Origin of the sequence: Nitrospira moscoviensis (genome assembly GCF_001273775.1) — a bacterium.
Taxonomy (GTDB): Bacteria; Nitrospirota; Nitrospiria; order Nitrospirales; family Nitrospiraceae; genus Nitrospira_D; species Nitrospira_D moscoviensis.
Genome location: NZ_CP011801.1, coordinates 390,681 through 415,276 on the forward strand (window position 1 = coordinate 390,681; position 24,596 = coordinate 415,276).

Here is a 24,596-nt window from a genome sequence, read left to right on the forward strand (position 1 = left end):
GCCCGCATGACCCGCGAGCAAGCCATGGTCGAGGAGTTTCATCGCACGTTCGACATCCTGGTCCAAGATCGGCCGGCGGTTCCCGCCGCCGGGACGAAAGAGTTGCGCCTGCGCCTGATTCAGGAAGAGTTCGATGAACTGCGGGAGGCCATGGGACAAGACAATCTGGCCGCCGTCGCAAAAGAGATGGCCGACTTGCTCTACGTCGTCTATGGCACGGCGGTGTCCTATGGGATCGACATGGAGCCGGTGTTCCGGGAAGTGCATCGCTCGAATCTGAGCAAGGTCGGTGGCTACAAGCGAGCCGACGGGAAATGGGTCAAGCCGCCGACCTATTCACCGGCGTGCCTGCAGCCCATCTTGGATCAACAAGCCGAGCCCGCACTGACGACCGGCGCAGCGGCTCACCGCGGTCCATCCGATTCGCAGGTTCCATGAGACACCTGCATTGTCCGACCTGTGGCACCCCCTTCGTGCGGGTCACCGCCCAGGAAGGGACTATGGAGCGGCTGCTCAATCGCGTCAACGTCTTCCCCTTCCGCTGCCAGCTCTGCACCGCGCGTTTCCATGCCTTCTGGACCGGGTCGCCGAACGGCACGCAAGCGGTCGATCGCCGGCAATACAAACGCTTGCCGACTTCGCTGCGCGCGCAGCTGCTGGCCGACAATGCCGTACGGACGAACAATCGCGTGACGGATATTTCCATGGCGGGATGCACCTTGGAGGGCGCGACGGCGTTGCCGCGCGGCACGTTTCTCGAACTGCGGATCACCCCGGTGTCGGATGAGGAAGAGATCAAGGTCGACACGGCGATGATCTGTTCGCTTCGGCCGGATTCGACGGGCGTGCGGTTCCTGGAATTCCATGCGAACGAGAAGCAGCGTCTCAGCCGACTTGTCCTGAGCCTGCTCGTCGGCCAGAGCGTCCATCCGAATCCCTATTCGTAACGCTCCACGTCAACGCTTCACCCCGACAGTGACCAGCAGATTATCGATGAGCCGGACGGAGCCCAGGCGCACGGAGCCCAGCAGGACGGCCCGCCTGTCTACGGCGGTCAGAGGCTCCAACGTCACCGGATCGCACACGGCCAGGTACTCGACCGTGACGGAGGCTTCGCGCCGGACGACGTCCGCCATGACGCGTTCGACGGCCGATCCCTCCCGCACGCCTCGGCGGATCGCTGCGGCGCCGGCTTGCAGGCTCCGATACAGAAGCGGCGCGGCGGCCCGCTGGTCGGCGGATAGATAGACGTTGCGGGAGCTCATGGCGAGCCCGTCCGGCTCGCGCACGGTCGGCTGCACCGCGATCTCCACGCCCAGATTCAGATCCGTCACGAGCCGCCGGACCAGCGCGGCCTGCTGAAAATCCTTTTGCCCAAAGAGTGCGATATGGGGCCGGACGATCCCGAAAAGTTTCGTAACGACGGTCGCGACGCCGGCGAAGTGGTGCGGCCGTGCCTCGCCCTCCCATCGGCGGGCGATTCCGGGCACCGATACGATCGTCTGGAAGCCTGGCGGATACATGGCGGCGGCGGTCGGCTCGAAACAGATGTCCACACCCTCCGCCCGGCACAGCGCCCGATCCCGGGCAATCGGCCGCGGGTACTTCGCCAGATCTTCCTGAGGTCCGAACTGGGTGGGATTCACGAAAATGCTCACGACCAACGCGTCGCAGGCGAGCCGCGCGGCCCGGATGAGCGAGCGATGGCCGTCATGGAGGGCGCCCATCGTCGGCACGAAGCCGATCGTCACGCCTTCGCGCCGGAGGCGATCGCTCCAGGCGGTTACGGCAGCCGGGGCACGAACGATTTTCATGATTCCGCGCGTGGACTGCACGAGGGGCGGGAGCCGTAGCGGGTCGAGGGCTGCGGAAAGAGCAACCGGACTTCCGGCCGATCCGGCACCTCGGCCAGCAACTGGCTGATCGACTTATGCAACGTCGGATGTTCCCAGAGGGGATCGAGCTCGCTCATCGGCATGAGGACAAAGCGCCGGTGGTGCAGGCGGGGATGCGGTACGGTGAGGTCCGGCTCGTCGATTACCATCTGATCGTAAAAGAGAATGTCCAGATCGATGGTCCGCGGGCCCGAGCGATTCTCTTCGTCGCGCCCCAACGAGCGTTCGATCTCGCGCAGCACGGTCAAAAGGCTCTTAGGGGTCAGGTCCGTCTCCAGCCGCACCACGCCGTTGAGGAACCACCCTGTTCCCGGCTGCGCATGGTCGTAGACCGGTTCGCTTTCGTACAGCAGCGAGACGCCCGTGAGTTGAGAATGCGGCAGCAAGCTTAGCAGCGTCACGGCCCGATCGCAGAAATCGACGCGATTGCCGACGTTCGAGCCGAAGCCGATGAAGACAGTTTCTCTCATAGCGACGAGTGACGAGTGACGAGTGACGAGACAAGCAAGGACGGACATGCACTTACTTGTCACCCGTCACCGGTCACTTGTCACGGTAGTTCAAAATCCCGCCTTCTTAATCCGCTCCACCGCCTCGGCCAGCCGCTCTTTGGTCGTGCAGACGGTCATGCGGATGTAGCCCTCGCCCGGGGCGCCGAACCCGTTGCCCGGCGTCGTCACGATGCCGGCCTTTTCCAACAGATGCGCGGTGAAGGACGCGGAGGTATAGCCCTTCGGCACCGTCACCCAAATATAGAAGGCGGCGGGCGGCGGATCGACTTCGAGCCCCAGCTTTGTCAGGCCGGGGATGAGGGTGTCACGCCGCTCCTGATAAATCTTCCGGATGCCGTCCGTGACGGAATCGTCCAGCCCCAACGCCGTGATGCCGGCCGCCTGCACCGCCTCAAAGACGCCGCTGTCCAGGTTGCTCTTCACCTTACCGAGACCGGCCAAGACATCCTTGTTCCCGACGGCGAAGCCCAGGCGCCAGCCGGTCATATTATAGGTCTTGGACAGGGAGTGAAACTCCACGCCCACGTCTTTCGCGCCATCGACCTCCATGAAGCTGGCCGGCCGTTTGCCGTCGTAATAGATCTCGGAATAGGCCGCGTCGTGGCAGACGATCACCTGGTTCTCCTGCGCGAATTCCACGACACGCTTGAAGTAGTCCTTCGTCATGATGACCGACGTGGGATTGTTCGGCGAATTGAGCCACATCAGCTTGGCTTTCTTCGCGACGTCTTTCGGAATCGCGTCGAGGTCGGGCAGGAAGCCGTTGGCCTTCGTGAGCGGCATGATGTGAGACACCCCGCCGGAAAAGCTGGTCCCCACGGGATAGACCGGATAGCCGGGACTGGGCACCAGCACCACGTCGCCCGGATCGACGAACGCCAGATGGATGTGGCCGATACCTTCTTTCGACCCGATCAACGTCAATACTTCGTTGGCCGGGTCGAGCGTGACGCGGAACCGCCGCTTGTACCAGTCGGCCACCGCCTTACGAAAGGCCGGCATGCCCTCGTACGACGGATACTGATGGTGCTTCGGGTTCGTGGCCGCCTGTGCAAGGCTGTCGATGATCGGGGCGGGCGTCGGCAAATCGGGATCCCCGATGCCGAGGTTGATGATGTCCACCCCGCGCGCAATCGCCTCCTGCTTCATTTTATCGATGGCGGCGAACAGGTACGGGGGAAGCGTCTTGATGCGGTTTGCGACTTCGATCGGGAAACCAGCCATGATAGTGTGACGCACTCCTTTCTGATATGGAGACTCAGCCTGACGCTCCGGTACGAGAGCGCCTAGGCTACTTCAGGAGTCGACCGGGAATCAATTGGCGGCGGAGACGAGATGGTGAATCAGCCGGTCGGCGAACTGATGCAGCGTCGGGAGGTGCGGCGCCGCCTGGATCTTTACCTCCTGTGCCGTCAGCTTCGCCTTGATGAGATCCGGCGTGCATTCGCGGCAGAGCGCATCGATGCCGGCTGCTTCCATCTCTAAATGGAAGAGCAACCCATAGGCGCATGAGCCGTAGCGAAAGGCTTGTAACGGCGCAATGGCAGAACCGGCCAGCGGCTCGCAGCCTTGGGGCAGGTCGAAGACCTCGCCATGCCACTCGAACACCTCGAACGAATCAGGCAGGGCCTTGAACACCGGATCGTGCCGAGCCTCCGGTGCCAGCTTGATCGGCGTCATGCCGATCTCAAGCGCCTTCCCCGGTCTGATAGTGGCACCGAGCGCCTTCGCCATGAATTGACTGCCGAGACAGACCCCAAGCACCGGTTTGCCGGCGAGCAATGCTGCGCGGATAAGAGCCGTCTCTTCGGCGATCCATTGATCCGGATCATTCACCGACATCGGGCCGCCCATGACGATCAGCAGATCACCGGCGTCCTTCGGTAACCCGTCTTTGGGGATGAGATAGCGTTCGAGTGCCGCGCCGCGCAGAGCCAGCGAAGCGGCGAAAGCACCGGGACCTTCGAAGGGGACGTGTTGAAGACAGATGGCGCGCATAATCGTTCCGTTGACAATTAATCAGGAGTCCTCGTACTCTCCTACCCGATAAAGAGACTACACTGCAAGCCTATCGTCGACCGAGGAGCCGTGTCATGGAGCAGAATTACACTGCTGTGATCAAACAGGACGTCGGATGGTGGATCGGCTGGATCGAAGAAATACCGGGTGTAAACTGTCAGGAGCGTAGCCGCGAAGCCTTGATCGAAACGCTTCGGGTGACCCTGCGAGAAGCACTGGAACTGAATCGCCAGGAAGCCTTAGGGGGCGGCAGGGGGAACTTTGAAGAAGCCTCAATCGCCGTATGAACATCATCCTTCACTAAACACTCGTTCTGCTGTACCGCGCCATACCGAAATCAGCGACCATCTCGCCAGAAAAATCTGCTAGGACCTAAAGATCTCAAAGGTTCCTTAGAAGAAAGTGGCCTCTTTTAGCCTATCTCGACAACGTCGCTAATGAACCATGTCCGCTACAGTCCGCGCTATTCGGGCCGACATCACCACGTTGAATGTTGACGCCATCGTCAATGCCGCGAACTCTTCGCTGCTGCCCGGCGGGGGGGTGTGCGGGGCGATCCATCGGGCGGCTGGTCCGGCATTGGTTGAGGAGTGCCGGTTACTCGGAGGCTGCCAAACTGGAGATGCGAAGCTGACGAAGGGCTATCGCTTGCCCGCTCGGTATGTCATTCACACGGTCGGACCAGTCTGGCACGGAGGACGGAGCGGCGAAGCGGACCAACTGACTTCCTGTTATCGCCGCTCGATCGAAGTGGCCGCCGCACAGGGGATTACCACCCTAGCCTTCCCGAGCATCAGCACCGGCATCTATGGATATCCCATCGATGAAGCCGCGAGTCTTGCCGTAGCGACTGTTCGCCGGTCCTTGTCTGGATTCCCCACCGTGCGCGAGGTGATCTTCTGTTGCTTCTCGCCGGCCGACTTGGCCGTGTATGAAAGACAGCTCGGAAAACCGGAGACCTAAGCGTGCGGCCGTTATCTTGCACGGTCGCGTCCGTCCGGCGCATGGAGTCTAGCCGTCCCCCATCAGGCTGCGTTACAATCCGCGCCATGACGCATTCGATCAAATCCGAAGACGACCTGCGCTGGCTGATCGGCCATACGGGCGGGTTTCGCGGCGGGTATGTGACCGATGTCCATCTGTCGAAGCGGCGGCTGTTCGACGAAGAGTCGGGCCGCGATGTGTTGGCCGATACGATCGTGACGATTACGATCCGCTATCAGGTTCGCGGGATCGTGCGGGTCGCCAAGCTCGTGATGAACGGGGTGACGGATTTTTCCGTCTTCGAGCAGGAAGGCGCCGATTGCTCGGCGCTGACCGTCATTCAGGCCGAGGCGACCGGCGGCCGGCTGCGGTTGTGGTTCGATCCGCAAGGAGAGTTGTACGTGGTGTGCGAAGAAGCGGAATTCGAAGAGGTCTCCGCTCCGCTGATCGAGCAGGGGCCGGGACAGGAAGTGGCGCGCTGGACCTTTCAAGGCCAAGCCGGCGAAGGGCCGGGCCTGGAGCGGCTGTTGGCGGCGCTGGACCGCGCCGGCATGCCGTGCGTCTGGCGTGAGGTGAAGCGGGGCGGCCGCGCGCATCCCGCCATCCAGTGGGAGGGGGATCTCATCCCCAGCGGCGAGTCGAGCGACCCCGCGGCGAGCCGTGTGCGGGTCATGGTCTACAGCGCGCTCGATGGAGAGGGATTCGGCATCATGCTGCGGGTGGAGGCGTCACGCGGCGGCGCCGGCTCGCGGGTGCTGGCCGCGCTGGCGGAGCACATCACGCAGTCGTACTGCGGGCGGTGTCTGGTCGGGACGACGATTATTCCCGGAGAACAGTGGGAAAGCTGGGTCGCGCAGGCCGGCCGGCGTTAAACGAACGCGCTCAGACGGAATGCTCGCTGGCGTAGTGCCCGCCGGCGTTGCCGTGCGCATAGCCGGCTGCGCCGTTCCCGTTCGCATAGCTCGCTGCGGCGCCGTTCAGCACGACATAGCCGTTCTTGGCGTTCACGCATTCCACCAGGGCCCAGAATCTGAGCGGATTCACCTGCTGCTTGCGGGCGACATGCAGGGTCGTGCCTTCCAGCACCGTGCTGAGCGACAGATCCGTGCGCCAGCCGAGATGTTTGGTGAGCGGGGAAATCACCTTCTCCACGGCGGCGATCAGCTTGTTCCCGTTGCGGAAGTGGTTCAGCATGACGATGCGCCCGCCGGGACGGCAGACACGGATCATTTCGTTGACCACCTTGCGATAGTCGGGCACCGCCGTGACCACGTAGGCGGCGACGACCGTGTCGAAGGTATCGTCGGGAAAATTCATCGCGCCGGCGTCCATGCGCTGCAGCTCGACGTGCGTCAATCGTAACGCTTCCGACCGCTCTTTGGCTTTCGCCAACATGCCTTCCGACAAGTCGATCCCGACGATGCGGCAATGGCGCGGATACATGGGCAGCGCCAAGCCGGTGCCGACGCCGACCTCGAGCACCCGCTCGTTCGGTTGGACGTTCAGGTTGCGAATCGCCGATTCGCGGCCTTCGTGAAAGACTTTGCCAAAAATCTGATCGTAGACGCCCGCATAGGAGGTGTAGACCCGTTCGACCTTCTTGAGATCCATAAATCCCTTATCTCCTCAACGCACCACAAGATTCACATCCTGCGCACCCCGGAGACCAGGGATGGCTGTTGCCAATGTGACCAGTGGGAGAACACCCGAAGGCGGGAAACTTATAGAGAAGTGCGAGACGCCCGCCCAACCTCTGATTTTCGTACTGTAGCCAAGTCCATACGAACGAGTCAACAGCTTCTTCATACAAGGCGGCACACCCTGCGGAATATCCTAGGGGACTCGCCGAAAGACTCTAGCCGGCGGCGGCTTGATTCGCGCTTCTTCCTGTGGGATAGGTACGCGCATGATCTTGGCCGGGTTGTTCGCGGCGATTCTCTTTCTCGGGCTGGTCGTCGGCGATTGGTTGTACTTCGTCCGTCTTACGCCCGATGCGGTTCGGTACGGCTGCAGCGTCGCGCGGGTGGAGGATCGCTTCAAAGCCACCAGCGTCGCGTCGCTGCGCGCGCGGTTTCCGGCCGACGGCCTGTTGCTGCTGCCGCACGGCGTGGCGCGACTTTCCGGCGAATGGAATTCCATCGCCATTCGCCCGCAATATCACCTCTTCTCCATGAGCTTTCGGACGGCGTGGCCGGTGAAAGGGTTGATTCACGTGTCCGATGACGGGCAGGACGTGCGCGCGTTGTGCGTGAAGCGCATTCCGTGGTCGTCGGCGCTTCTGACGCTCGGCTGGTTTGTGGTCGTCGCGTTCGGCTCGCTCACCTTCGTCGTGCGGTACACGTTGGACGGAGGGTTCGGTTCGCTGAGCGGCATCCTGATGGGCGCGGGCATCATCGGCATCGCCCTGCTCGTCTTGGCCTTCGGTCTCGTCACGGTCGTCTTTTCGTATCGCCTCGAAAACAGCCGTTTGGCGAAAGTCTACGACGAGCTGCGCGAACGGCTGGAGTCCGGCGCGGGCATCACGCGGTAAAGAGCGAGAGAAAGTGGTCGTATTCGGGCGGCAGATCGAGCGCGGCGCGGTTACGCGCCAACCCGGCGATGATGCCGCGATGCTTCTTCGCCAGACCGGACGAGTCGAACGCGCGCCGGAATTGCTCCCATTGCAGAGCGGGATCGGCGGCGATCCGTTCTTGTTCCAACGGCGGCAGCGCGTGCAGGTTCGTCGTCAACGCGCGGATCGCCTTTTCCACGCTCTCGTAAGGCGGGGCCAGCTTCAGCTGCGCGTAGAAGATCTCCAGGTGGCGGCGGAACTCCTCCCGCAGTCGTTCGATCACGGAGATGGAAGACCGATCGGATGGCGCCATGATCGGCGGGATGATACGGGATGGCGGTTCGCGCTGACAACCGGGGGGAGAATGGCAATCGCCACTCACCGGGGCCCCGCCGGCGCCGCGGCTTTGAGCGGCATGGGAGTCCAGTTCTCGCCGCCGTCCGTCGAACGGTACAGGCCGCTGCCGTTGGTGCCGGCGAAGAGTTCTTGAGCATTGCGCGGGCTCATCGCGAGCGTGCGGATGTTGAGCGTCGCCAGGCCATTATTGATCGTCTGGAACGTCCGGCCGCCGTCCGTGCTTTTCCAGACGCCGCCGGGCCCTCCGATATACAGGAGATCGGTTTGCGCCGGATGGATCAGGATGCTGCTCACGAAGGGATCGGGCAGCGTCAGGCCGATCCGTTCCCAGGTTTCGCCGCGGGTCTTGGTCATGAACAATCCCTTCGTGGTGCCCGCATAGACGACGCGGGAATCGAGCGGATCGATCACCAGCACGTTTACGCCCAGCGCCATGGCGGCCATGAGCTCCGACTCCGGAATGAGGCCGGTATTGATTTTCTTCCAGCTCGCCGCTCCGTCGTCCGACCGGTAGACGCCGCCCGTCGTGCCGGCGTACAGCACGCGCGGGTCTTTCGGATCGATCGCGATCGAGACGACGATGTGCACCTCCTTCATGCCCCCCATCCGCTCTTCCCATTCCCGGCCGCCGTCTTTCGTGTAATAGGCGCCGACCGTCGTCGCCGCATAGATCTGCTCGTTGTCGCGGGGATGGAAGACGAACTGATTGACGAAGGAGACGTGTTCCTTCAGCCCGACGTTATGCGGCAGCCAATGCTGGCCCCCGTCGGGACTCTTGTAGACGGCGTCGCCCATCGTGCCGGCATAGACCGTCGCGGGCAGTTTCGGGTCGATCGCCACGGTCGTGACGCGGCGCGCGCTGAAACTGGGAAACCGCTCCCAGGTCGCGCCGGCGTCGCGGGATTTATAGACCGCGTCGTTCGTGGCGACGTAAAGGATGTGCGCGTTCGTCGGATGAAGCGCGATCGAGACGATCGACTCGCTGTCCTTTTCGCAGGCCGTCAGCCAGAGGCAGGAGACAAGCGAAGCGAGCAGTCCGAGCTGCCGGAGTCGTGGATGCAGGCAAGGCCAAGGGGGCATGGAGCGTGATCGAACCGAGCGACCAAAGTGGCGGGAGACCTAACCATAGGCGAGAGACGTGAGTCAAGCAGGAAGCCCCGCCGGCGCCGTGGCGCCTCGCCTTGCCCGGCTCCTGCGTTCGAGCCTAAGATGAATCAACTATTCCAACCGGGAGGTGTGCTATGCCGACCTACATCAGCTTGGTCAAGTTCACCCAACAGGGCCTCACCACGATGAAGGACAAGGGCGTCGAGCGGGCGGAGCTGGTCCAGAAGCATGCCAAGGCGCAGGGCGGCCGGTTGGTGCAGGCCTATTACTGTCTGGGCGAGTACGACGTCGTGGCCGTGTGGGAATTCCCCGACAATCGCGCGGCCATGAAGGCCGCCGTGCTGAACGCGTCCATGGGACACATCCAAATCACGACGATGCCCGCGGTCGCCCGCGACGAGTGGAAGAAGCTGCTGCAGGAAACGCTGGGCAAAAAGTAACGGCTCACCCCGCTGCCCGCAGCCGCATGCGGCAGAAGCGCCGGATCGGGTCGTCTTCCGCATCCGGATCGTCCTCGTCCCAGAGAACGGAGCGGACGTTCCAGCGGATGAGCGGATACACCAGCAGCGCCCCCGGCGAGGCGGCGAACGAGCCGAGGACGGAATAGAGGATGTCATCTTCTTCGAGTCTGGTCTGTACGCGCCGGGCCACGTCTTTGTACCAATTGCGATCATGGTTGTGCCGCCGCCGCGACTCGACCAGCCGCTGATACAGGACGTCCGGCCGATCGGCGCCGCTCAAAGAGGCCGTCTCGTCTTGCGGCGCATGCGATACCGCCCTGGCCGGCGGCGCCGGGTCGCCGAGGCCGCGCCACCGCGGCGCCGCATCCGGACCACGCGCGGACTGGCCGGCACGCCAGTCTGCTTCGAGCCGGTCCCTCGTCCGCGTGGATTCCCACACGTCGACCATCAGCGCGCCGAGACAGCGGGCTTCCTGCTCGCGCACGGTGGACAAGCAGCCGACCGACAGGATGGCAACGATGACGACAATGGGCAGAGCCCCCATGGGCTCAAGCCTACGCCCGCGACGATCTGCGCTTCAAGAACACGTAGCCGCAGTCCCTACGTTGGATTCCAGGCTATCTCCCATACGTGCTGGTCGGGATCGCTACTTCTTGTCGGCGATCTGTGCCCTGATCCGTTCTTCCTGTTCTCGCAGCTCCGGCGTAAATTCGGCGCCGAAGTCCTCCGCTTCGAAGATTTGGCGGATTTCGATCTCGCCGTCTTTACCGTCGACGGCCGGATTGGGACAGCGCTTGACCCATTCGACTGCCTCTTCCATCGACCGGCACCGCCACAGCCAGAAGCCGGCAATCAGCTCCTTCGTCTCAGGAAAAGGACCGTCGGTCACGGTCCGTGTATTTCCCGAGAATGTCACGCGCTTCCCCTTCGAGCTGGGCTGAAGGCCTTCGCCCGCCAGCATGACGCCGGCATTGGCGAGTTCTTCATTGAACCGGCCCATCTCGGTCAAAAGTGTCTCGCTCGGCATCACGCCGGCTTCCGAGTCCTTCGTGGCTTTGACGATGATCATGAATCGCATGGCAGCCAGCTCTCCTTGTTCTTTTACGGGTGAGTAGGGTTGACGAACACGCCGACCATCCGGCGAGCCGATTGTTCTCTACCTCATAGTCGAACGAACACCGAAAAATCGACCGCCATGCGGACCCATGTGGATGAGGCCAGCGCCCCGGCTTGAGCCGATCTGGTTCGATGCCGTGTTGGCCATGCGCCCCTCTCCCCTACGACCCAGCCAGTCGCTGATAAATCCTCCGCACATCGAGCATGATCTGGGCGCCGTAGGTCGGGCCGCTGTCTGTGCCGCCCAACCAGTCATTCCATGTTTCCACCATCCCATAAGGAAATCGAAGGGCGAGAGAGCCGAACCGCCGTTCGATGGATCGCCCAGTCGACGTGGCGAACAATCCCGAGTCGATCGTCGCCGCAAACTCCAGTTCCCAGCCCGGAGGGGTGACGCCGCCGTCATAGGCGGCAAGCGACACGGACACCTGCCCGATCCATGACTGGGGGGCCAAGGCTGAGTTCCCATATGCGGCTCCCCCGAACACCTGCCCGTACTGTCCCATGGCGGAAAACCGGACATAACGGGAGAAGGCTTGAAGGGCGGGATTCGTCCCCATCACCGGCTGCAGCAGATCGGCCGGCGAAAGCCGTCGCAGCCCGATCCGACCGAACACTTCATGATAGAGCGACCCTGACGCAACACCGACGCTCGCGAAGCCGACGTCCGGCTGTCCGAACAGGTGGATCCATTTCGAGACCGAGCCGTTGATCATAAAGTCCGTTTCCTCGCGCCGCCGCCCGACCGGCACCGAACCGTTACCCAACAGGTGATGGACGAAGCCGTTTTGGATCGAGCGGGTCGGCTCCGGGTAGGTCGGCCCGGCACCGACCGTCAGGTTGGTATTCCAGCCCGGCCATCCCTGGAGGCGCTCGGTCCAACTGATGGTGGCAAAATTGAATCCTGCCGATTCCGTGACCGCGCCAAACCGTTTTCCATCTTGGGTGAATTCGGTGAAGCGATTCAACGTGAGCCCTGTGACCAGCGTCCGTTCCTGATCCGGATATCCGATCGCCCCCCAATGCACGCTCGGCGCGACCGGCTCGGCCCGCGCGATGTGCACCCCTGAATGGACTGCCAGAACCGTCAAAGCTGCCGCGAGCACACAGAAAGCATGCTTCATGACCGTCGATCCAATGGAACGCGGTGCCCATGCGATCGCCCCATTCTTCTCGGCTGGCTTCCACCGGGACAGCGATCCCGTCACGTATTCATCCGCACGACTGTTGTCGTGCGAAGGAACTCTCCAGAGAACAGCTCTGTGGGGCGAGCCGACCGAGGGTCGTCCCCTTGGCGGCCGGATCGAGTGATAGCCGCGCGGCAAGCTTGAGTCGTTTCAGGGCCGCCAGATGCAGCAGGATCGACAGGGGCACGGCATAGAGCGGCACCGCCGCCAGCGGAAATCCCGTAATCAAGACGTTGGGGTTCTCCAAGGCAAGCGTTTGGAACGGTCCTGGTGAGGACAGAAACCCTGCGGTCACCGCCACGATGAGATCGATGAGGCCGAATATATTCCAGCCCGCCGCCGCAAGGCAGGACCAACGATAACCCTTGTAAAGCGCGTAGCCGATCGCAGGGGCCGTCAAACCTACCGCGACGTCGCCCCAGCCTGCCGGTATCGCGAACTCACCCGGCATCCGGTCCAGGGAATACAGCACCAAGAAGATCAGTCCCACCACCCGATAGCATTGGACACCGATCAGCCAGGGCAGCGGAATCGACGCAACCACGGTCTTCAGCACCGAGGATCGATTCAGCAGCCACGCGCCTGTGATCACCAGTAGTGCGATGCCGAATACCAGTCCCGGAAATGCCCGCGAGGGAGCGGCTTGCACTATCCCATTGCTTCCAAGGACGAAGGCGAGGACGAGCCACCCGACGAGATACGCTCCCGATGCGAGGCCAAAACGCCGCCGCGTCCCGCTGTCGAGCGCAGCGCGCCGGGCAGAGACCATGAGCAGGGCCCACACGGCACCGGCGATCACCAGAATCAACGATACGACCGTTCCTGAGACGACTGACGGCATAGGGCACCTCCTTCTTCAGGATCTCTGACATCCCGCGCCATCTCCTCACCTCGCCGGGCGCCATCGTTCGCATCACCACGCTGCGACCGGCACGGAGGGCTGTCATGGTTCGGAAAGGATGAGCAACGACCATTCCGCAAGAAGCGTCAGGCTTCCGACGGCTCGTAACACTGGATTGTCCGAGAGCTTTTCGAAAGAAGAGGCGGGGCGCAGGCGCGCTACCGCTCGCGACGCTATGCCGAATTATCGGCACAGCGCCGATAGATCGGCGTGTCAGTTGGGGCGGGCAATGCCCAGTTTCTGCATCTTGGATTGGAGGGTGGTGCGTTTCATCCCAAGTTTGGCAGCTGCGCCCGATGCACCGCCGATGATCCAATGGCTGTCTTGGAGAACTTTGACGATATGCTCGCGTTCCAGGTCTTCCAGCTTCGCCGTCGCACCGTTCGTTGTGCCGGCACCGCGTTTCAGTTCCGCCAGCGGAACGGCCAGCTCGCTCCCGGATGAAAGGATCACGGCCCGTTCGATGAAGTTTTCCAGCTCCCGCACATTGCCCGGCCAGGGATACGCCTGCAGCGCCTTCATCGCCGCCGCGGGAATCGTCTCCACGCGCTTTTTCATCCGCTGGGCGAACTTCTGGGTGAAATGCCTGACGAGCAACGGGATATCCTCCACCCGCTCGCGCAAGGGCGGCACCGTGACAGGAAACACGTTGAGCCGGTAAAACAAATCGCTGCGGAATGCCTTGCCTTCCACCATGGCCGCCAAGTCCCGATTGGTCGCGGCGATGACGCGCACATCGACCCGGACGGTCTTGGTGCTCCCCAGCCGCTCGAATTCCCGTTCCTGCAGCACCCGGAGCAATTTGACTTGAAGATCCAGCGGAATCTCGCCCACTTCGTCGAGGAACAGCGTCCCGCGGTCGGCCAATTCAAAGCGTCCGATTTTTCTCGCGATGGCGCCGGTGAAAGCGCCTTTCTCGTGCCCGAACAGCTCGCTCTCCAGCAGGCCGGTCGGAATCGCCGCGCAGTTCAGTTTGACGAACGTCCGCTCGCGCCGCTCGCTCAGGTTGTGGAGCGCGCGTGCGACCAGCTCTTTCCCGCTGCCGGTTTCTCCCAGAATGAGCACCGTGGCGTCGGTCGCCGCGACGGTCTTCACCTGCGTGAGGACCTGCCTGAGCGCGCGGCTTTCGCCCACGATTTCCTCGAAGTTGTATTCCGTTTGGATTTCCTCTTCGAGATACAGCTTCTCCTTCGCCAGCTTTTCTTTGAGCTCGGCAATTTCCCTGTAGGCCAGTCCGTTTTCCACCGCAATGGCGATCTGCTGCGCGACCTGATGCAGCAGCTCACAGTCGGCCGGGGTGAAGGCTTCCTCGCGCGTCCGTCCCACGTTCAGCGCGCCCAGCACCCGGTCATGCGACAGCAGGGGCACGGAGCAGAACGAGCGGACGCCCTGAGCCAGCAGCCGCCGGGCGATGTCGGAGTCGGCCGCCAACTGCTCCAGATCCCGCAGGCGATAGACCACGGGCTTTCTGGCGGCGATGGCCTCATCCGAGGGCGACGTGCTTTGCGGCGTGACCGGCACCTCCTCCACAAACTCTTCCTCTTTGTCGAAATCCAGCACGTGTACGCGGCAGCGCTGCATCGCGGCCTCGTACAGCACGAGGGCCGAACCGTCGTGCCGGATGACTGTTCGCAAGCAGGCGCTCACCGCGGCAAACACGTCCCGGAGGTCCAAGTGCGAGACCACCGCGTTGTTCACTTCCAACAACAGCCGCACTCGGTCTCGCTCGTGTTCGAGCTGGCGCTGAGCCGATCTGGCGCTCTCCGCGTTCAAGACGTTGTCCACCGCCACCGCGACCTGTGCGGCCACCTGTTGCATGAATGCGATATCCGTTTCGTGGTACACGCGCCGGTGCAGGCTGCCGAACCCCATGGCGCCGAGACGCCGCTGCGCCGTCGTGAGCGGCACCACGCAGAACGACTGCACGCCGTTTTCCCGCAGCTTCGCAATCAACATCGGAAAACGTTCCTCTTGCGCGGTATCGTTCACGACCAGCGGCCGTTGGGTTTTCCACACCAGACCGCCCGGGGATTGGTCCAGAGGGATCTCAAGCCCCGGGCTGATCGTGCTGGGCTGCGACGTCACCAAAAAACACAACCGCATGACGTCGCGCTCGGGCTCGTGCAAGACGGCGTTGATGTAATCGAACGGCACGACATGAGGCAGCCGTTGGGCCAGGTCGTGGAAGAGCTCGTTGAGATCCTGGTGCGAGGCGATGGCCTCCGACACCTCCAGCAGGAGCCGCAACCGGTCCCGATCACGTGTCAGGTCCTGGTGGTGGAGCACATTGTCCACGGTGACCGCGATTTGCCGCGCCACCTGCCGAAGAAACTCGACGTCCGTGTCGTCATAGGCGCCCGGCTGCACGCTGGCGAACCCGATCGTGCCCAGCCGCCGCAGCGCCGTGGTGAGGGGCAGGATGCACAGCGAGCGGATGCCGTCTTCCCGCATCCGCCCGATGACCTTCGGCCAGCGCGTCTCGTCGGAGATGTCCGTGAGGATGAGCGCCTGTTGCTGGCGCCAGACCAAGCCGGTCGGCGTTTCATCGAGCGGCTCTTCGTGGCCTCCGATGAGATCGGCGGGGACGTTGGCTTGCAGCGTGTGCAGCCGCATCACCTGGCGCTCCGGATCGTGGAGGGACAGGGCGACGAAATTCACGGGGACGACGCGAGGGAGGCGCTGGGCGAGATCGTGGAAGAGCTCGGTCACACTACGCCGCCTGGAGATCAGATCCGTGATCTCCAACAGCGTCTGGTACTGTTCTGCCAATGTGTCGCAGGGCGATGCGGCCGGCCTACCCATGGCCCTCACCGTGATGGACATCGATCATAGTCGCCTGGGCGGCGGAACCGCAATGGCCGTGCGCCGACGCGCCGGCGGCTTCCCATGTCCCCTTCGCATAGAGATAGAAGGCCAGGCTGGCCAAAAACATTGCGTACCAGGTCCAATTCCGGCCCGGAATGAAATGCGCCGTGATATGAAGCGCAAAGACATCCATCCAGGGCTGATGGGCCGCCACGAGGAAGTTCCAAAGGAGATCCGGAAACATGGCAATCATATGACCGGTGAAGATCCAGAGTAACGGATGCCGCGTGCTTCGCCCCCATCCGAGTATGAGCGTCCCCATGACGAGGAGCGCGGCCGAGGCGCCCACAAAGAAGTGCAGGAACCAATGAAACCGCGCGTCGCTCCGCTGATACGAGACGTACAAGATGACTTCGGCAGTCCCGAACAGGACCCAGGGCCAGAGAGCATGATGCGGTCTCATGATTTCATGTCGCTCAGGAGCAGCCGGATTTCCCAGGCGCGCCGGGCATATCCCGGATCGAGCGTGCGGAAGCGGATGGAACCGGAGGCATCCACCAGCGCATAGCCGACGGGATACCCCTTATCGATCGGCCGGCGCAGGCGGAAGGCCTCGGCGATCGCTCCGTCCTGATCACTCAGAACACGATCGATTCCAGCCTCGATGATCGGCCTCGATCTATCGGATGTCACCACGATCAGCGCTGCATTTTTCGTGATGTCCGATTGATCCGCCAAGTCGTGGAACAGGTGTCGTCCGGCGAGGCTGCGGTCAAAGATGATGACCGCCGGGCGGCCGTGGATATCGAGAGATGAAATCGTCGGCGCCGGCTCTTGTCCGGGCGGCAACACGACTCCCGTTCGCTGCCGAGCCGCATCGGGATCGTTCAACGGATTGCGTTGGTATTCGGCCAGACCGAGAAACCCGGCAAAGAACAGGGCCACAGCGATCCAGATCCTGACAGAGAGGTGGACGCTCTTCCCTGCCTCCTCGGACATCGACCGCCTTTCTGCTGCGTCATCCACTCGTCCGCGCCTTTCTTGAATTCCTCGGCAGTCCGAACAGAGACGCAAACCACTTCGCCGAGGCCCTCTTGTCGCGCGCCGGGACAATGGTGTGATTGAGCTCGATGGTCATGGATCACCTCGTTGCGATGGAGACGGTGCGCTGCCGATCGCGGTCCGGCGTGCTCGTCAACCGCTCCGCCAGCCAAGCCGCCAGATGTTCGGACACGTCCGGGCAATAGAGCGCGGATCCTGCGGCCTGCGGTCGTGAGTCGGCCTGGTTGTCCGCTGCGACAAACAATCCCCGGTATCCGAGCCACCCGAACAGCCAGGTGTCCTCCGTGACGGCGATAGGAACGTCGGCACAGTGGAGCAGCGACGGTTCGATCACATAGGCCGCCGCCACCAGATCGAAAGGATAGAATCCCTCCAGGCCGATGTCCTCCCGCCAATAGGTGAGCCAGTGGCGGGCGCGCTGCGCGACCCAGGCGGCGGTTCCGCCGCGGTCGGCCATGCGGTCCAGTATGGCCGGGTCTACAGCGACGTCTCGAGCGGCCTCGTACGGAACCAAGGTCATCGGCAAGGCCATCGCGACGACGGCCGCCGCCGCTTCCGGATCCTCCGTGACGTTGAAATCCCGAAAGACAGGACCGTGTCCGAGGAACGAGCGCGCCGTGGCGCCTTCGATCGGGTGAAACACATGCCCCTTTCGCCGACCCATCACCGCAACGAGGCGCGTCACGTTCGCATGCAACTCCGGGTGGTCCTTGAGCCCCAGCGCGATGTTCGTCAGCGGTCCCAGGGCGACGATCGTGAGAGGCCCCTGCCCCAGCGCCGCGCGCAATCGTTCATGGGCCGGCGGGGGAGCGGCGGCGGGCGATTCGACGTGAGCCATTGGCGCCCACGATCCACGGTACACCGGGATGCGGGGTCCGCCCTCTCCTTCGATGAACGCCATGAGCGCTCGCGTCGTCTGATCCGTGTCCACGAGCGGCGCATTGCCGAAGACCGTAGAGGCGCCGATCACCTCGACTCGCTCCTCCTGGGCGAGCAGCAGAAGGGCCAGGCAGTCATCGGGGTCGGTCCGGGGACCTTGCCCGCAGGCCGCATCCGTGTCGATCCACAGTCGAGCCGGCGCGGGCCAGTCCGCTCGTGCCGGTGCGACGGGCAACGGGACGGTCGGAAGCTCCCCTGTCCGCCAGACCTTCACGGGCAGCATCAGTGAAACGAGCAAGAGGGCGGCGGCAGCCCCCGCGACGGCGCCGGCTGTAACCAAGGTAGTGCGAACGTACCGCATGATGTGGGATGTGGGCATGATGAGGCCCGCCTCCGGTCACTGGGCCTGAGCTTGCTGCAGATAGGCCTGCGCCTCCCGGATCTCGACCAACTGCGGATCGGCCTGCCGCCACTGCCGGAGGAATGTGGTATACAGCGCGGCCGCCCGGCGCGGCTCTCCGCTTTGTGCCGCGGCCTGCGCTCCGCCCAGCAAGGAACGGGCACGGTCAGGATGGCGAGCCAGGGATTTCTCGAATTGCGCGGCGGCCTCTTTGGCGCGACCGGCGCGCAACAGGATCTCGCCGAACAGTTCATAGGCGGGCTTGATCAGGGCAGGCGGACCGGATGGCGCGGGCATGGCGTCAACGAGGGCGATCGCGTGCTCCATGCGCCTGATCGCGGCCTCGAACGTTCCTTGCTCGGCATCGCCCGCCGCGGCGATCTCCAGCGCTTGGATCCCGGCAGCCCGGCGCAACTCCTTCACAAACGGAAGAGGAACGTCCGTCTGGTCGCGGCTGATCGTTTGCAAGACCCCCATGCTCTCTTGTGCCTGAGACGATCCGCGCATCGCCGCGGCCAAGCCGCGGGCAAAGACCGAGGGGGTTTGGGTCAGCACGGCCGGCGCTTGGTACGGTCCTCCGGCGTCTCGCGTCGCGCCGGCGTCTATAGGGGGCGCGGAGCCCAGGATCCGGTCCGCCTGCTCCCACCGCTGAGTTTCCACCAACTGCGCCGCGGCCATGGAGGACAGGATATAACCGCCGTAGGCGAGATTGCGCTGATCCTCTTTGGGAAATGTGGAGAGGCTCGCTCTCATGGTCTCCAAAAGCTTCCCAGCCTCCTCAGAGCGGCCTTGCTGCAGATACGCGTAGTGCAGCCACTGCAGGCTGTGGTAATCGCGCTCGCTGATGGGGAGCTGCCGTTGTGCGACCCAGGCGTCCGAAGCCGCCCACGACGCTTCGTTTGCCGCCGCCGTCTCCGGCCACATGCCCAGTTGCAGGAAGATATGGGACGGCATGTGCAAGGCATGCGGCGCGGCGGGCGCGATCTCGGCGTACCGGCGAGCTGCGTCGAGCGCCAGATGCGCGTGTTGTGGATCGTCATAGGCATGGATGACATAGTGCGCGGCGCCCGGATGATCCGGCTTTCGCTCAAAGACCTGGGAGGCGATCGCGCCGGCGCGCAGACGCGCCTCCAAGCCACCCGGGCCTTTGCCGGCGCGTCCCATCAAGGCCAAGGCATAGAACAACGCCGCCTCGGCATCGTCCGGATACTCCCGATAGATCCGCTCCATCGCGCCGGCATAGGCCTTGTCGCGCGCCGCCTTGTCGCCTTCCCCGTACAAGACCGTGACCGCGTGGAGATAGGCGCGCTCACGCGCCGTCAGCTCCGGGGTCATCCGGATCGTCCGGATCACCTGCCGCGCCGCGTCGGTCTCCTGCGGATCGCCCCACAGCGGATGGTTGTGCGCCATCGCCTCTCCCCAGTACCCCATCATGAACTCCGGATCGCGCTTCGTGGCCGCCCGGAACTCCTCGAGCGCCACGGGATACCAAAAGGAATGGAGCGCGGCGACGCCGCGCAGAAAATGCGCCTGCGCCTCGTCCGACCGGGTCGAGGTCGGAAAATGCACCACGCCGAGTTTGCCGAGCTCCGCTCGCTCGGATGGCGGCACCGCTGTCTGATCAGCGGTCGCTTCCAGGCCGGGTACGACCAACAGGGATGCGAGCAACAGGGCCGAACCGGAGATTCTGGTGCACGTCATGCCGACCTCCTTGTGATAGTGGAGGAAGGTTCTTCAGGATCAGCGGCGTGTTGCGAACGGGGTCACGAGAGGATCCCGGATTCCGCAAACAGTGTCAGCTCACGAAGACTGCGCTCGAAGAGCGGCCGCCAATCCGGCTGCGACGCATAGTGCATGGGATCGCTGAGAGACTGCCGATAGAGCCCCGCCGCCCACTGCGCCCATTGCCGGGCGGCCTCGAGCCCGTCTCGGCTGCACAGCCGTTCCAATCGGATCCGTTCATTCATGCCCCGGGCACCGGTGGTCGAAAGCTGACTCAAACAAATCCGGCTGCGAAATACAGCTCGCAAAATACCTAGAGGACACGCGCCCGGGCTCCGCTGCGGGAGCTATCCCGCCGCCATGGCATCCACGATCAGCAGCGGCTCGCGGCCCGCCGTCCCGTACGATCGGCCCCCTGTCACCGCCGTCGGCCGACGCGTACACTTGCCGGCCGGTGGTGCCGGAGTCGGTCTCACATCGAATAGAAAAACTCCTCCTTCACGACTTTTCCATTCTGGACAGTGTAGAGCCCCGTCTCGTCCAAGGTGATGCGTTGCCCTGTCTGTTTGGGGGTGACGTCGTACTTGAAATGCAGGATGAAGCGGTCGTCGTGAGGATAAGGGCCGTCGACCGAACCACCGTGAATCTCGTGATTGTCGACCCACCATTGGTTCTTGTCCTTAATGGCTTGAATACCTTTCTGAGTCCGCTCCATGCCCGGCATCGCGCAGGCTTCGATGCTCACGACGTTCGGCGCGTAGAACCGATCGATCGCGTCTTGGTTCTTCCCCTGCTTGCACAAGGCGGCCACCTCTTTGCCGATCTCCATTGCGGTCATGATGTCCTCCTCCTGTTGTGGTGAACGGTCGTTGATGTGGACCGTGCTGGTTTTCGTTTCTTGGGCGGTACACCGGCGACGAAAGTGAGCCCCTTCGAAAGCCACGTACGCAATTGAGAGCCGGTCTTCACACCGCCAGGCCCGACATAGATGTAGCCCCTCATCGGCTTGCCGGTGAAATCCATCGGTCTGGTGTGTGGTTCTTTGAGAGCGGCGTCGTGGCCATCCGCCCCGACACGGACGACCAAGTCGTCGTTCAAGATGCCGACAAACATCTTGCCCTGCGACATGTAGGCGAGTCCGCCGAACATCTTTCTCTCGACCAATGCGGGATGTCCTTTCAACAAGCTTCTGACTCGCTCGGCGAGCCGCTCATCGTAGGCCATGAACTGGTACTCCTCTCGCGTAGATCGCACCCATCACCGCGCCGACGAACGAGAACTGGAGCAGATAGTAAACCGTCTCCAACGCGATCCAAGTGGGGTAACGATGTCACGGTGTGTTTGGCTGCCTCGGCGATGACGGCAATGCTGGAAAAAAGTATCCCTACCAAGAGACCGAAGCGTGCACCGGTCCCCGCAGAATGAGTCCCTTGCGCGAAGAGTGGATAGGCATAACTGAGGATGAGCCCTTGGATCAGCATCGACAGAAGGCCGAGAGGAATAATCGGCTCCCGTCTCGAAAAAATGGCCAGTTCGTCGTAGAGGGGTTTGAAGATGACCAAGTGCCAGGGCGCGGCGATAAGAAACGTACAAACGACGTAAGCCAGCACAGCGAGCCAATATGGTTTCTTGTCCACGGTACGTCCTCCCGGTTCGTTCATCCCTCCGCGAAGGCCCCTTACGTACAGTGATGAACTTCCGCAGTTGAAGGGTACAGTGCCACAGCGGACTTGAATGTGAAGAGCGCATATATCTGCAGGACGGCGAAGCAGGCGACGATATCCGCTACGATGCCGATGGCCCATAGACCTGATGTGGAGAGTGGCAAGAGCTCTCCCAGCAGCAGGAGCGCACTGCCGATCACCCAGACACCGTCGAGTGCAATTGCACTCCACACTTCGCGGCAATCGGGAGTCGAGCGGCGACTGATAAAACCAAGCCAGAGTGCATAGACGAGCAAGCCTGGTCCAAGGGCTCGGACCATCCATGGCGCATCCAGGCCTAAAAATGTCGCGACCGGGTGAGCGGCGAGGAGAAACAGCAATCCAGAGAGGCCCGAGAACCAGGCATTCGCCCGGAGCGAGTGCCGGAGCAGGGAAGCAGGGTCGGTGCTGGTGATCATGGCGACCTCCTTCATGTTCGATCAAGAACGATCGTTCAAAAACCAGCTAAAAAAAGAGCACCTCGTTCAGTTCAAGACTGCCAGCGCCGTCTCTGCGGTTTGCGTAATCTGCTCCGGTGGCGCTCCAGCTTTAATCATCACAATAGTTCCCTGCAGCATGGTCGTGAGAAAACGCGCGAGAGCACGCGGATCTTTGTCGGGGCGCAATTCACCCTGCTGCTGGGCGCGAGTCAGTAGACCGAAGAACGCGTCCTCTCCCATTTTCAGAGCCTGGTTGACTTTGCCGGCGATATTTTTCTCATGTGGTGCCAGTTCCATCACCGTATTGGCGATCAGGCAGCCGCGACGTTGCGGATCGGCGAGAGCCCCGTCGATCATACCGTGGACAAAGCGGCGGAGCAGGGGTAGGGCAGGTCCCGGCTGGTCGAGCAGCGAGAACTTTGGTCCAACGAAACAGGTGCAGTAGCGGTCCATCACTTTCAAAAACAGTTGCCGCTTGTCGCCGAACGTGTCGTAGAGCGAGCCCCGGTTGAGGTCCATCGCCTCCAGCAAATCTTCCATCGAAGTGGCTTCATAGCCCTTGTGCCAAAAGACCTGCATGGCCTTGTCGAGTGCCTCGTCCGGGTTGAATTCTTTTGGCCGCGGCATGGTAATCTCCGTCGCGGCAGAGTGATTAGCACATATTGGAATGATCGGTCAATATTGTTAACCTCCTGCCATGGCTCCCACGATCAGCAGCGGTTCTGATCCCGTTGCCACCGCGTCCGGCAAGGGTGCATCGGGGGACTCATGCGAGAGATCCTCCTCGCAGGCGAAGAAGCGGATGAACGGCCGGCGCTTCTGCGTCACGTGGTCGCGAATCGTCCCGCGCAGCATGGGATAGCGGGCTTCCAGCGCATCGAGCACAGCCCGCTGCGTCACCGGACCTCCGACTTCCAGCGTGACTTCGCCGTCCACTCGGGCTAATGTTCGCAGATGTTGCGGCAGCACGACTCGAATCATTTCGTCTCTCGTCTCTCGTGAAGCGTCTCTCGCGGACGACTCCTTCGCGTGCGCTTCACGAACGACGCTTCACGCCTCACAAGGTTTGAACTTCCACCGACAGCACCGCCGGCAAGTCCCGCACGATCGGCTCCCAACTGTCACCGCCGTTGGCCGAAGCATAGACTTGCCCGCCGGTGGTGCCGAAATAGATGCCGCAAGGGTCCAATCGATCGACTGCCATGGCGTCACGCAGGACGTTCACGTAGCAATCGCGCTGCGGCAGGCCTTTGGTCAGCGGCTCCCAGTCGTTTCCGCCCGTCCGGCTCCGATACACGCGCAGCTTGCCGTCGGGCGGAAAATGCTCCGAGTCGCTCTTGATGGGGACAACATAAATCGTATCGGGCTCATGCGCATGGACGTCGATCGGAAAGCCGAAGTCGCTCGGCAGATTGCCGCTGATCTCATGCCAGACCCCGCCCGCGTCGTCGCTCCGCAGGACGTCCCAATGCTTCTGCATGAACAGCACGTTGGGGCGGGACGGATGCATCGCGATTCGATGCACGCAATGCCCCACGTCGGCATCGGGATCCGGGAGCTCATACTGGGATTGGAGCCCCTTGTTGATGGCGCGCCACGTCCTCCCTCCATCATCGGTGCGGAAGGCGCCGGCTGCTGAGATGGCGACATAGATGCGCTGCGGATTCGTCTGATCCAGCATGATGGTATGCAGGCACATGCCGCCGGCGCCGGGTTGCCAGAGGCGGCCATTGACGTCGCGCAGGCCCGCCAGCTCCTGCCATGTCTTCCCGCCGTCGGCGGACCGGAACAAGGCGGCATCCTCCACGCCGGCATACACCGTATCCGGATCGGTCAGCGACGGCTCCAGGTGCCAGACTCGTTTGAATTCCCAAGGCTTTTGCGTGCCGTCGTACCATTGATGGGTCGTGAGCGGCTTGCCGGTCTCCGCCGAGGAGTCGTACAGAAACATGTTGCTGGCCCCCTTCGGCATCCCATCCGGCCCCATGAGATCTTCCGGCTTGGTTCCAGGCGCGTGCCACGTCTTCCCGCCGTCGTCCGAGCGCTGAATGACTTGCCCGAACCAACTGCTGGTCTGTGACGCGTAGAGCCGGTTCGGGTCCACGGGAGATCCCTTGAGGTGGTAGAGCTCCCAACCGGCGAAATGCGGCCCGCTCACGTCCCAGTGTTTGCGTGTGCCATCCGCTGTCAGGATGAACGCGCCTTTTTTTGTTCCTACCAAGACTCGAATGCCATTCATCGTCGAGCTCCTTTCCCTACGATCTGCTTTTGGCTGCCAGCCATCGGCCGTTGGCTATTCGTCATCAGCCATTTCATCAACTGGTCGTCGGGCGGCGGCGAAATCGACATCGCAATCCGTCCGTTGGTCTTGAGCGAGCCGGCCAGAGAACCAAAATAAACCACCCGCTGGTAGGCCAGCTCCGCACAGCCGACGAGCGATAGGGCCGCGATCAGCGCCGCTCCTGCCTTGGCCGTAGATCTCCTCATGACGTTTC

Annotated in this window: 31 protein-coding genes and 1 pseudogene; 7 read left to right on the forward strand and 25 right to left on the reverse strand. The window is 62.7% G+C overall.

Annotation, left to right across the window (positions count from 1 at the left end):
* Window positions 1-6 precede the first annotated feature (6 nt).
* Both NITMOv2_RS01880 and NITMOv2_RS01885 read left to right on the forward strand, forming a co-directional pair.
* A complete protein-coding gene (locus tag NITMOv2_RS01880) occupies window positions 7-438 on the forward strand; it encodes a pyrophosphohydrolase domain-containing protein (protein WP_053378277.1) in 432 nt (143 codons plus the stop codon).
* Entirely contained in the window at window positions 435-947 is a 513-nt protein-coding gene (locus tag NITMOv2_RS01885) for a PilZ domain-containing protein (protein ID WP_187299334.1), read from the forward strand. The genes NITMOv2_RS01880 and NITMOv2_RS01885 overlap by 4 nt, the downstream gene beginning before the upstream one ends.
* A 9-nt stretch (window positions 948-956) precedes the next feature.
* On the opposite strand, the gene panC is transcribed toward NITMOv2_RS01885, so the two are convergent.
* The 4 genes from panC to NITMOv2_RS01905 all read right to left on the reverse strand — a co-directional run bounded on the left by panC (window position 957) and on the right by NITMOv2_RS01905 (window position 4,405).
* A complete protein-coding gene (gene panC, locus NITMOv2_RS01890) occupies window positions 957-1,814 on the reverse strand; it encodes a pantoate--beta-alanine ligase (protein ID WP_053378279.1) in 858 nt (285 codons plus the stop codon).
* Window positions 1,811-2,365 (reverse strand): 2-amino-4-hydroxy-6-hydroxymethyldihydropteridine diphosphokinase, encoded by a 555-nt coding sequence (folK, locus tag NITMOv2_RS01895; protein ID WP_053378280.1) that lies wholly within the window; start codon window positions 2,363-2,365, stop codon window positions 1,811-1,813. The genes panC and folK overlap by 4 nt, the downstream gene beginning before the upstream one ends.
* Window positions 2,366-2,455: 90 nt before the next feature.
* Window positions 2,456-3,631 carry an LL-diaminopimelate aminotransferase gene (locus NITMOv2_RS01900; protein ID WP_053378281.1) on the reverse strand — a complete coding sequence of 392 codons (1,176 nt, stop codon included), beginning with the start codon at window positions 3,629-3,631 and terminating at the stop codon, window positions 2,456-2,458.
* A gap of 90 nt (window positions 3,632-3,721) precedes the next feature.
* Window positions 3,722-4,405, reverse strand: coding sequence for a type 1 glutamine amidotransferase (locus tag NITMOv2_RS01905; RefSeq protein ID WP_053378282.1), 684 nt, complete (start codon window positions 4,403-4,405; stop codon window positions 3,722-3,724).
* Window positions 4,406-4,500: 95 nt separating this feature from the next.
* Here NITMOv2_RS01905 and NITMOv2_RS01910 point away from each other — a divergent pair, with 95 nt between their 5' ends.
* The 3 genes from NITMOv2_RS01910 (at window position 4,501) to NITMOv2_RS01920 (ending at window position 6,282) form a co-directional block, all read left to right on the forward strand.
* Window positions 4,501-4,713: a type II toxin-antitoxin system HicB family antitoxin gene (locus tag NITMOv2_RS01910; RefSeq protein WP_053378283.1), complete on the forward strand. Its 213-nt coding sequence runs from the start codon at window positions 4,501-4,503 to the stop codon at window positions 4,711-4,713.
* A gap of 157 nt (window positions 4,714-4,870) precedes the next feature.
* The gene (locus tag NITMOv2_RS01915; RefSeq protein ID WP_053378284.1) at window positions 4,871-5,389 is read left to right on the forward strand and encodes an O-acetyl-ADP-ribose deacetylase; all 519 of its coding nucleotides are present in this window, start codon (window positions 4,871-4,873) and stop codon (window positions 5,387-5,389) included.
* An 86-nt stretch (window positions 5,390-5,475) separates the two neighbouring features.
* Window positions 5,476-6,282: a hypothetical protein gene (locus tag NITMOv2_RS01920; RefSeq protein WP_053378285.1), complete on the forward strand. Its 807-nt coding sequence runs from the start codon at window positions 5,476-5,478 to the stop codon at window positions 6,280-6,282.
* Between the two features lie 10 nt (window positions 6,283-6,292).
* Here NITMOv2_RS01920 and NITMOv2_RS01925 read toward each other — a convergent pair whose 3' ends face one another.
* Window positions 6,293-7,021 carry a class I SAM-dependent methyltransferase gene (locus NITMOv2_RS01925; RefSeq protein ID WP_053378286.1) on the reverse strand — a complete coding sequence of 243 codons (729 nt, stop codon included), beginning with the start codon at window positions 7,019-7,021 and terminating at the stop codon, window positions 6,293-6,295.
* A gap of 295 nt (window positions 7,022-7,316) precedes the next feature.
* On the opposite strand from NITMOv2_RS01925, the gene NITMOv2_RS01930 reads away from it, so the two are divergent.
* Window positions 7,317-7,940, forward strand: coding sequence for a hypothetical protein (locus NITMOv2_RS01930; RefSeq protein ID WP_053378287.1), 624 nt, complete (start codon window positions 7,317-7,319; stop codon window positions 7,938-7,940).
* Here NITMOv2_RS01930 and NITMOv2_RS01935 read toward each other — a convergent pair.
* Both NITMOv2_RS01935 and NITMOv2_RS01940 read right to left on the reverse strand, forming a co-directional pair.
* Complete coding sequence (locus NITMOv2_RS01935; RefSeq protein WP_053378288.1) at window positions 7,930-8,274, reverse strand: hypothetical protein; 345 nt, start codon at window positions 8,272-8,274, stop codon at window positions 7,930-7,932. The two genes, NITMOv2_RS01930 and NITMOv2_RS01935, sit on opposite strands and share 11 nt — an antisense overlap.
* 65 nt (window positions 8,275-8,339) lie before the next feature.
* Window positions 8,340-9,398: a WD40/YVTN/BNR-like repeat-containing protein gene (locus tag NITMOv2_RS01940; RefSeq protein WP_053378289.1), complete on the reverse strand. Its 1,059-nt coding sequence runs from the start codon at window positions 9,396-9,398 to the stop codon at window positions 8,340-8,342.
* A 161-nt stretch (window positions 9,399-9,559) separates the two neighbouring features.
* On the opposite strand from NITMOv2_RS01940, the gene NITMOv2_RS01945 reads away from it, so the two are divergent.
* On the forward strand, window positions 9,560-9,865 hold the full coding sequence (locus tag NITMOv2_RS01945) for a GYD domain-containing protein (protein ID WP_053378290.1): 306 nt from the start codon (window positions 9,560-9,562) through the stop codon (window positions 9,863-9,865).
* 4 nt (window positions 9,866-9,869) lie between these two features.
* Here NITMOv2_RS01945 and NITMOv2_RS01950 read toward each other — a convergent pair whose 3' ends face one another.
* From NITMOv2_RS01950 to NITMOv2_RS02030, 18 genes and pseudogenes are all read right to left on the reverse strand, one after another.
* Window positions 9,870-10,430: a hypothetical protein gene (locus tag NITMOv2_RS01950; protein WP_053378291.1), complete on the reverse strand. Its 561-nt coding sequence runs from the start codon at window positions 10,428-10,430 to the stop codon at window positions 9,870-9,872.
* 102 nt (window positions 10,431-10,532) lie between these two features.
* A complete protein-coding gene (locus tag NITMOv2_RS01955; RefSeq protein ID WP_053378292.1) occupies window positions 10,533-10,964 on the reverse strand; it encodes a YciI family protein in 432 nt (143 codons plus the stop codon).
* A 199-nt stretch (window positions 10,965-11,163) separates the two neighbouring features.
* A complete protein-coding gene (locus NITMOv2_RS01960) occupies window positions 11,164-12,126 on the reverse strand; it encodes a hypothetical protein (protein WP_053378293.1) in 963 nt (320 codons plus the stop codon).
* An 88-nt stretch (window positions 12,127-12,214) separates the two neighbouring features.
* Entirely contained in the window at window positions 12,215-13,030 is an 816-nt protein-coding gene (locus NITMOv2_RS01965) for a hypothetical protein (RefSeq protein ID WP_053378294.1), read from the reverse strand.
* A 273-nt stretch (window positions 13,031-13,303) separates the two neighbouring features.
* Window positions 13,304-15,892, reverse strand: a complete 2,589-nt coding sequence (locus tag NITMOv2_RS01970; RefSeq protein ID WP_083447680.1) for a sigma 54-interacting transcriptional regulator — start codon at window positions 15,890-15,892, stop codon at window positions 13,304-13,306.
* On the reverse strand, window positions 15,885-16,358 hold the full coding sequence (locus tag NITMOv2_RS01975) for a hypothetical protein (RefSeq protein WP_053378295.1): 474 nt from the start codon (window positions 16,356-16,358) through the stop codon (window positions 15,885-15,887). Before NITMOv2_RS01975 ends, NITMOv2_RS01970 begins: the two co-directional genes overlap by 8 nt.
* The gene (locus NITMOv2_RS01980; RefSeq protein ID WP_053378296.1) at window positions 16,355-16,894 is read right to left on the reverse strand and encodes a hypothetical protein; all 540 of its coding nucleotides are present in this window, start codon (window positions 16,892-16,894) and stop codon (window positions 16,355-16,357) included. Before NITMOv2_RS01980 ends, NITMOv2_RS01975 begins: the two co-directional genes overlap by 4 nt.
* 55 nt (window positions 16,895-16,949) lie before the next feature.
* Window positions 16,950-17,033 (reverse strand): annotated as a pseudogene (locus NITMOv2_RS24855) (VOC family protein); the annotation flags it as partial.
* Between the two features lie 3 nt (window positions 17,034-17,036).
* The gene (locus NITMOv2_RS01985) at window positions 17,037-18,215 is read right to left on the reverse strand and encodes a nucleoside hydrolase (protein WP_083447681.1); all 1,179 of its coding nucleotides are present in this window, start codon (window positions 18,213-18,215) and stop codon (window positions 17,037-17,039) included.
* An 18-nt stretch (window positions 18,216-18,233) separates the two neighbouring features.
* Window positions 18,234-19,937: a tetratricopeptide repeat protein gene (locus tag NITMOv2_RS01990; RefSeq protein ID WP_053378298.1), complete on the reverse strand. Its 1,704-nt coding sequence runs from the start codon at window positions 19,935-19,937 to the stop codon at window positions 18,234-18,236.
* 62 nt (window positions 19,938-19,999) lie between these two features.
* Complete coding sequence (locus NITMOv2_RS01995) at window positions 20,000-20,203, reverse strand: hypothetical protein (protein WP_053378299.1); 204 nt, start codon at window positions 20,201-20,203, stop codon at window positions 20,000-20,002.
* A 227-nt stretch (window positions 20,204-20,430) separates the two neighbouring features.
* A complete protein-coding gene (locus NITMOv2_RS02000) occupies window positions 20,431-20,796 on the reverse strand; it encodes a nuclear transport factor 2 family protein (RefSeq protein WP_053378300.1) in 366 nt (121 codons plus the stop codon).
* On the reverse strand, window positions 20,793-21,182 hold the full coding sequence (locus NITMOv2_RS02005; protein ID WP_083447682.1) for a TfoX/Sxy family protein: 390 nt from the start codon (window positions 21,180-21,182) through the stop codon (window positions 20,793-20,795). The genes NITMOv2_RS02000 and NITMOv2_RS02005 overlap by 4 nt, the downstream gene beginning before the upstream one ends.
* A gap of 454 nt (window positions 21,183-21,636) precedes the next feature.
* A complete protein-coding gene (locus NITMOv2_RS02010; protein WP_053378301.1) occupies window positions 21,637-22,080 on the reverse strand; it encodes a hypothetical protein in 444 nt (147 codons plus the stop codon).
* Window positions 22,081-22,146: 66 nt separating this feature from the next.
* Window positions 22,147-22,728 carry a TetR/AcrR family transcriptional regulator gene (locus tag NITMOv2_RS02015; protein WP_053378302.1) on the reverse strand — a complete coding sequence of 194 codons (582 nt, stop codon included), beginning with the start codon at window positions 22,726-22,728 and terminating at the stop codon, window positions 22,147-22,149.
* Between the two features lie 57 nt (window positions 22,729-22,785).
* Window positions 22,786-23,082 carry a MoaD/ThiS family protein gene (locus NITMOv2_RS02020; protein WP_053378303.1) on the reverse strand — a complete coding sequence of 99 codons (297 nt, stop codon included), beginning with the start codon at window positions 23,080-23,082 and terminating at the stop codon, window positions 22,786-22,788.
* Between the two features lie 76 nt (window positions 23,083-23,158).
* Window positions 23,159-24,340 carry a WD40/YVTN/BNR-like repeat-containing protein gene (locus NITMOv2_RS02025; RefSeq protein WP_053378304.1) on the reverse strand — a complete coding sequence of 394 codons (1,182 nt, stop codon included), beginning with the start codon at window positions 24,338-24,340 and terminating at the stop codon, window positions 23,159-23,161.
* Window positions 24,337-24,588, reverse strand: coding sequence for a hypothetical protein (locus NITMOv2_RS02030; RefSeq protein WP_053378305.1), 252 nt, complete (start codon window positions 24,586-24,588; stop codon window positions 24,337-24,339). The genes NITMOv2_RS02025 and NITMOv2_RS02030 overlap by 4 nt, the downstream gene beginning before the upstream one ends.
* Window positions 24,589-24,596: the final 8 nt, after the last annotated feature.

Coding starts and splice junctions, on each gene's coding strand:
- NITMOv2_RS01880 (WP_053378277.1), top strand. CDS start 7: ATGACCCGCGAGCAAGCCATGGTCGAGGAGTTTCATCGCACGTTCGAC.
- NITMOv2_RS01885 (WP_187299334.1), top strand. CDS start 435: ATGAGACACCTGCATTGTCCGACCTGTGGCACCCCCTTCGTGCGGGTC.
- panC (WP_053378279.1), bottom strand. CDS start 1,814: ATGAAAATCGTTCGTGCCCCGGCTGCCGTAACCGCCTGGAGCGATCGC.
- folK (WP_053378280.1), bottom strand. CDS start 2,365: ATGAGAGAAACTGTCTTCATCGGCTTCGGCTCGAACGTCGGCAATCGC.
- NITMOv2_RS01900 (WP_053378281.1), bottom strand. CDS start 3,631: ATGGCTGGTTTCCCGATCGAAGTCGCAAACCGCATCAAGACGCTTCCC.
- NITMOv2_RS01905 (WP_053378282.1), bottom strand. CDS start 4,405: ATGCGCGCCATCTGTCTTCAACACGTCCCCTTCGAAGGTCCCGGTGCT.
- NITMOv2_RS01910 (WP_053378283.1), top strand. CDS start 4,501: ATGGAGCAGAATTACACTGCTGTGATCAAACAGGACGTCGGATGGTGG.
- NITMOv2_RS01915 (WP_053378284.1), top strand. CDS start 4,871: ATGTCCGCTACAGTCCGCGCTATTCGGGCCGACATCACCACGTTGAAT.
- NITMOv2_RS01920 (WP_053378285.1), top strand. CDS start 5,476: ATGACGCATTCGATCAAATCCGAAGACGACCTGCGCTGGCTGATCGGC.
- NITMOv2_RS01925 (WP_053378286.1), bottom strand. CDS start 7,021: ATGGATCTCAAGAAGGTCGAACGGGTCTACACCTCCTATGCGGGCGTC.
- NITMOv2_RS01930 (WP_053378287.1), top strand. CDS start 7,317: ATGATCTTGGCCGGGTTGTTCGCGGCGATTCTCTTTCTCGGGCTGGTC.
- NITMOv2_RS01935 (WP_053378288.1), bottom strand. CDS start 8,274: ATGGCGCCATCCGATCGGTCTTCCATCTCCGTGATCGAACGACTGCGG.
- NITMOv2_RS01940 (WP_053378289.1), bottom strand. CDS start 9,398: ATGCCCCCTTGGCCTTGCCTGCATCCACGACTCCGGCAGCTCGGACTG.
- NITMOv2_RS01945 (WP_053378290.1), top strand. CDS start 9,560: ATGCCGACCTACATCAGCTTGGTCAAGTTCACCCAACAGGGCCTCACC.
- NITMOv2_RS01950 (WP_053378291.1), bottom strand. CDS start 10,430: ATGGGGGCTCTGCCCATTGTCGTCATCGTTGCCATCCTGTCGGTCGGC.
- NITMOv2_RS01955 (WP_053378292.1), bottom strand. CDS start 10,964: ATGCGATTCATGATCATCGTCAAAGCCACGAAGGACTCGGAAGCCGGC.
- NITMOv2_RS01960 (WP_053378293.1), bottom strand. CDS start 12,126: ATGAAGCATGCTTTCTGTGTGCTCGCGGCAGCTTTGACGGTTCTGGCA.
- NITMOv2_RS01965 (WP_053378294.1), bottom strand. CDS start 13,030: ATGCCGTCAGTCGTCTCAGGAACGGTCGTATCGTTGATTCTGGTGATC.
- NITMOv2_RS01970 (WP_083447680.1), bottom strand. CDS start 15,892: ATGGGTAGGCCGGCCGCATCGCCCTGCGACACATTGGCAGAACAGTAC.
- NITMOv2_RS01975 (WP_053378295.1), bottom strand. CDS start 16,358: ATGAGACCGCATCATGCTCTCTGGCCCTGGGTCCTGTTCGGGACTGCC.
- NITMOv2_RS01980 (WP_053378296.1), bottom strand. CDS start 16,894: ATGTCCGAGGAGGCAGGGAAGAGCGTCCACCTCTCTGTCAGGATCTGG.
- NITMOv2_RS01985 (WP_083447681.1), bottom strand. CDS start 18,215: ATGCCCACATCCCACATCATGCGGTACGTTCGCACTACCTTGGTTACA.
- NITMOv2_RS01990 (WP_053378298.1), bottom strand. CDS start 19,937: ATGACGTGCACCAGAATCTCCGGTTCGGCCCTGTTGCTCGCATCCCTG.
- NITMOv2_RS01995 (WP_053378299.1), bottom strand. CDS start 20,203: ATGAATGAACGGATCCGATTGGAACGGCTGTGCAGCCGAGACGGGCTC.
- NITMOv2_RS02000 (WP_053378300.1), bottom strand. CDS start 20,796: ATGACCGCAATGGAGATCGGCAAAGAGGTGGCCGCCTTGTGCAAGCAG.
- NITMOv2_RS02005 (WP_083447682.1), bottom strand. CDS start 21,182: ATGGCCTACGATGAGCGGCTCGCCGAGCGAGTCAGAAGCTTGTTGAAA.
- NITMOv2_RS02010 (WP_053378301.1), bottom strand. CDS start 22,080: ATGATCACCAGCACCGACCCTGCTTCCCTGCTCCGGCACTCGCTCCGG.
- NITMOv2_RS02015 (WP_053378302.1), bottom strand. CDS start 22,728: ATGCCGCGGCCAAAAGAATTCAACCCGGACGAGGCACTCGACAAGGCC.
- NITMOv2_RS02020 (WP_053378303.1), bottom strand. CDS start 23,082: ATGATTCGAGTCGTGCTGCCGCAACATCTGCGAACATTAGCCCGAGTG.
- NITMOv2_RS02025 (WP_053378304.1), bottom strand. CDS start 24,340: ATGAATGGCATTCGAGTCTTGGTAGGAACAAAAAAAGGCGCGTTCATC.
- NITMOv2_RS02030 (WP_053378305.1), bottom strand. CDS start 24,588: ATGAGGAGATCTACGGCCAAGGCAGGAGCGGCGCTGATCGCGGCCCTA.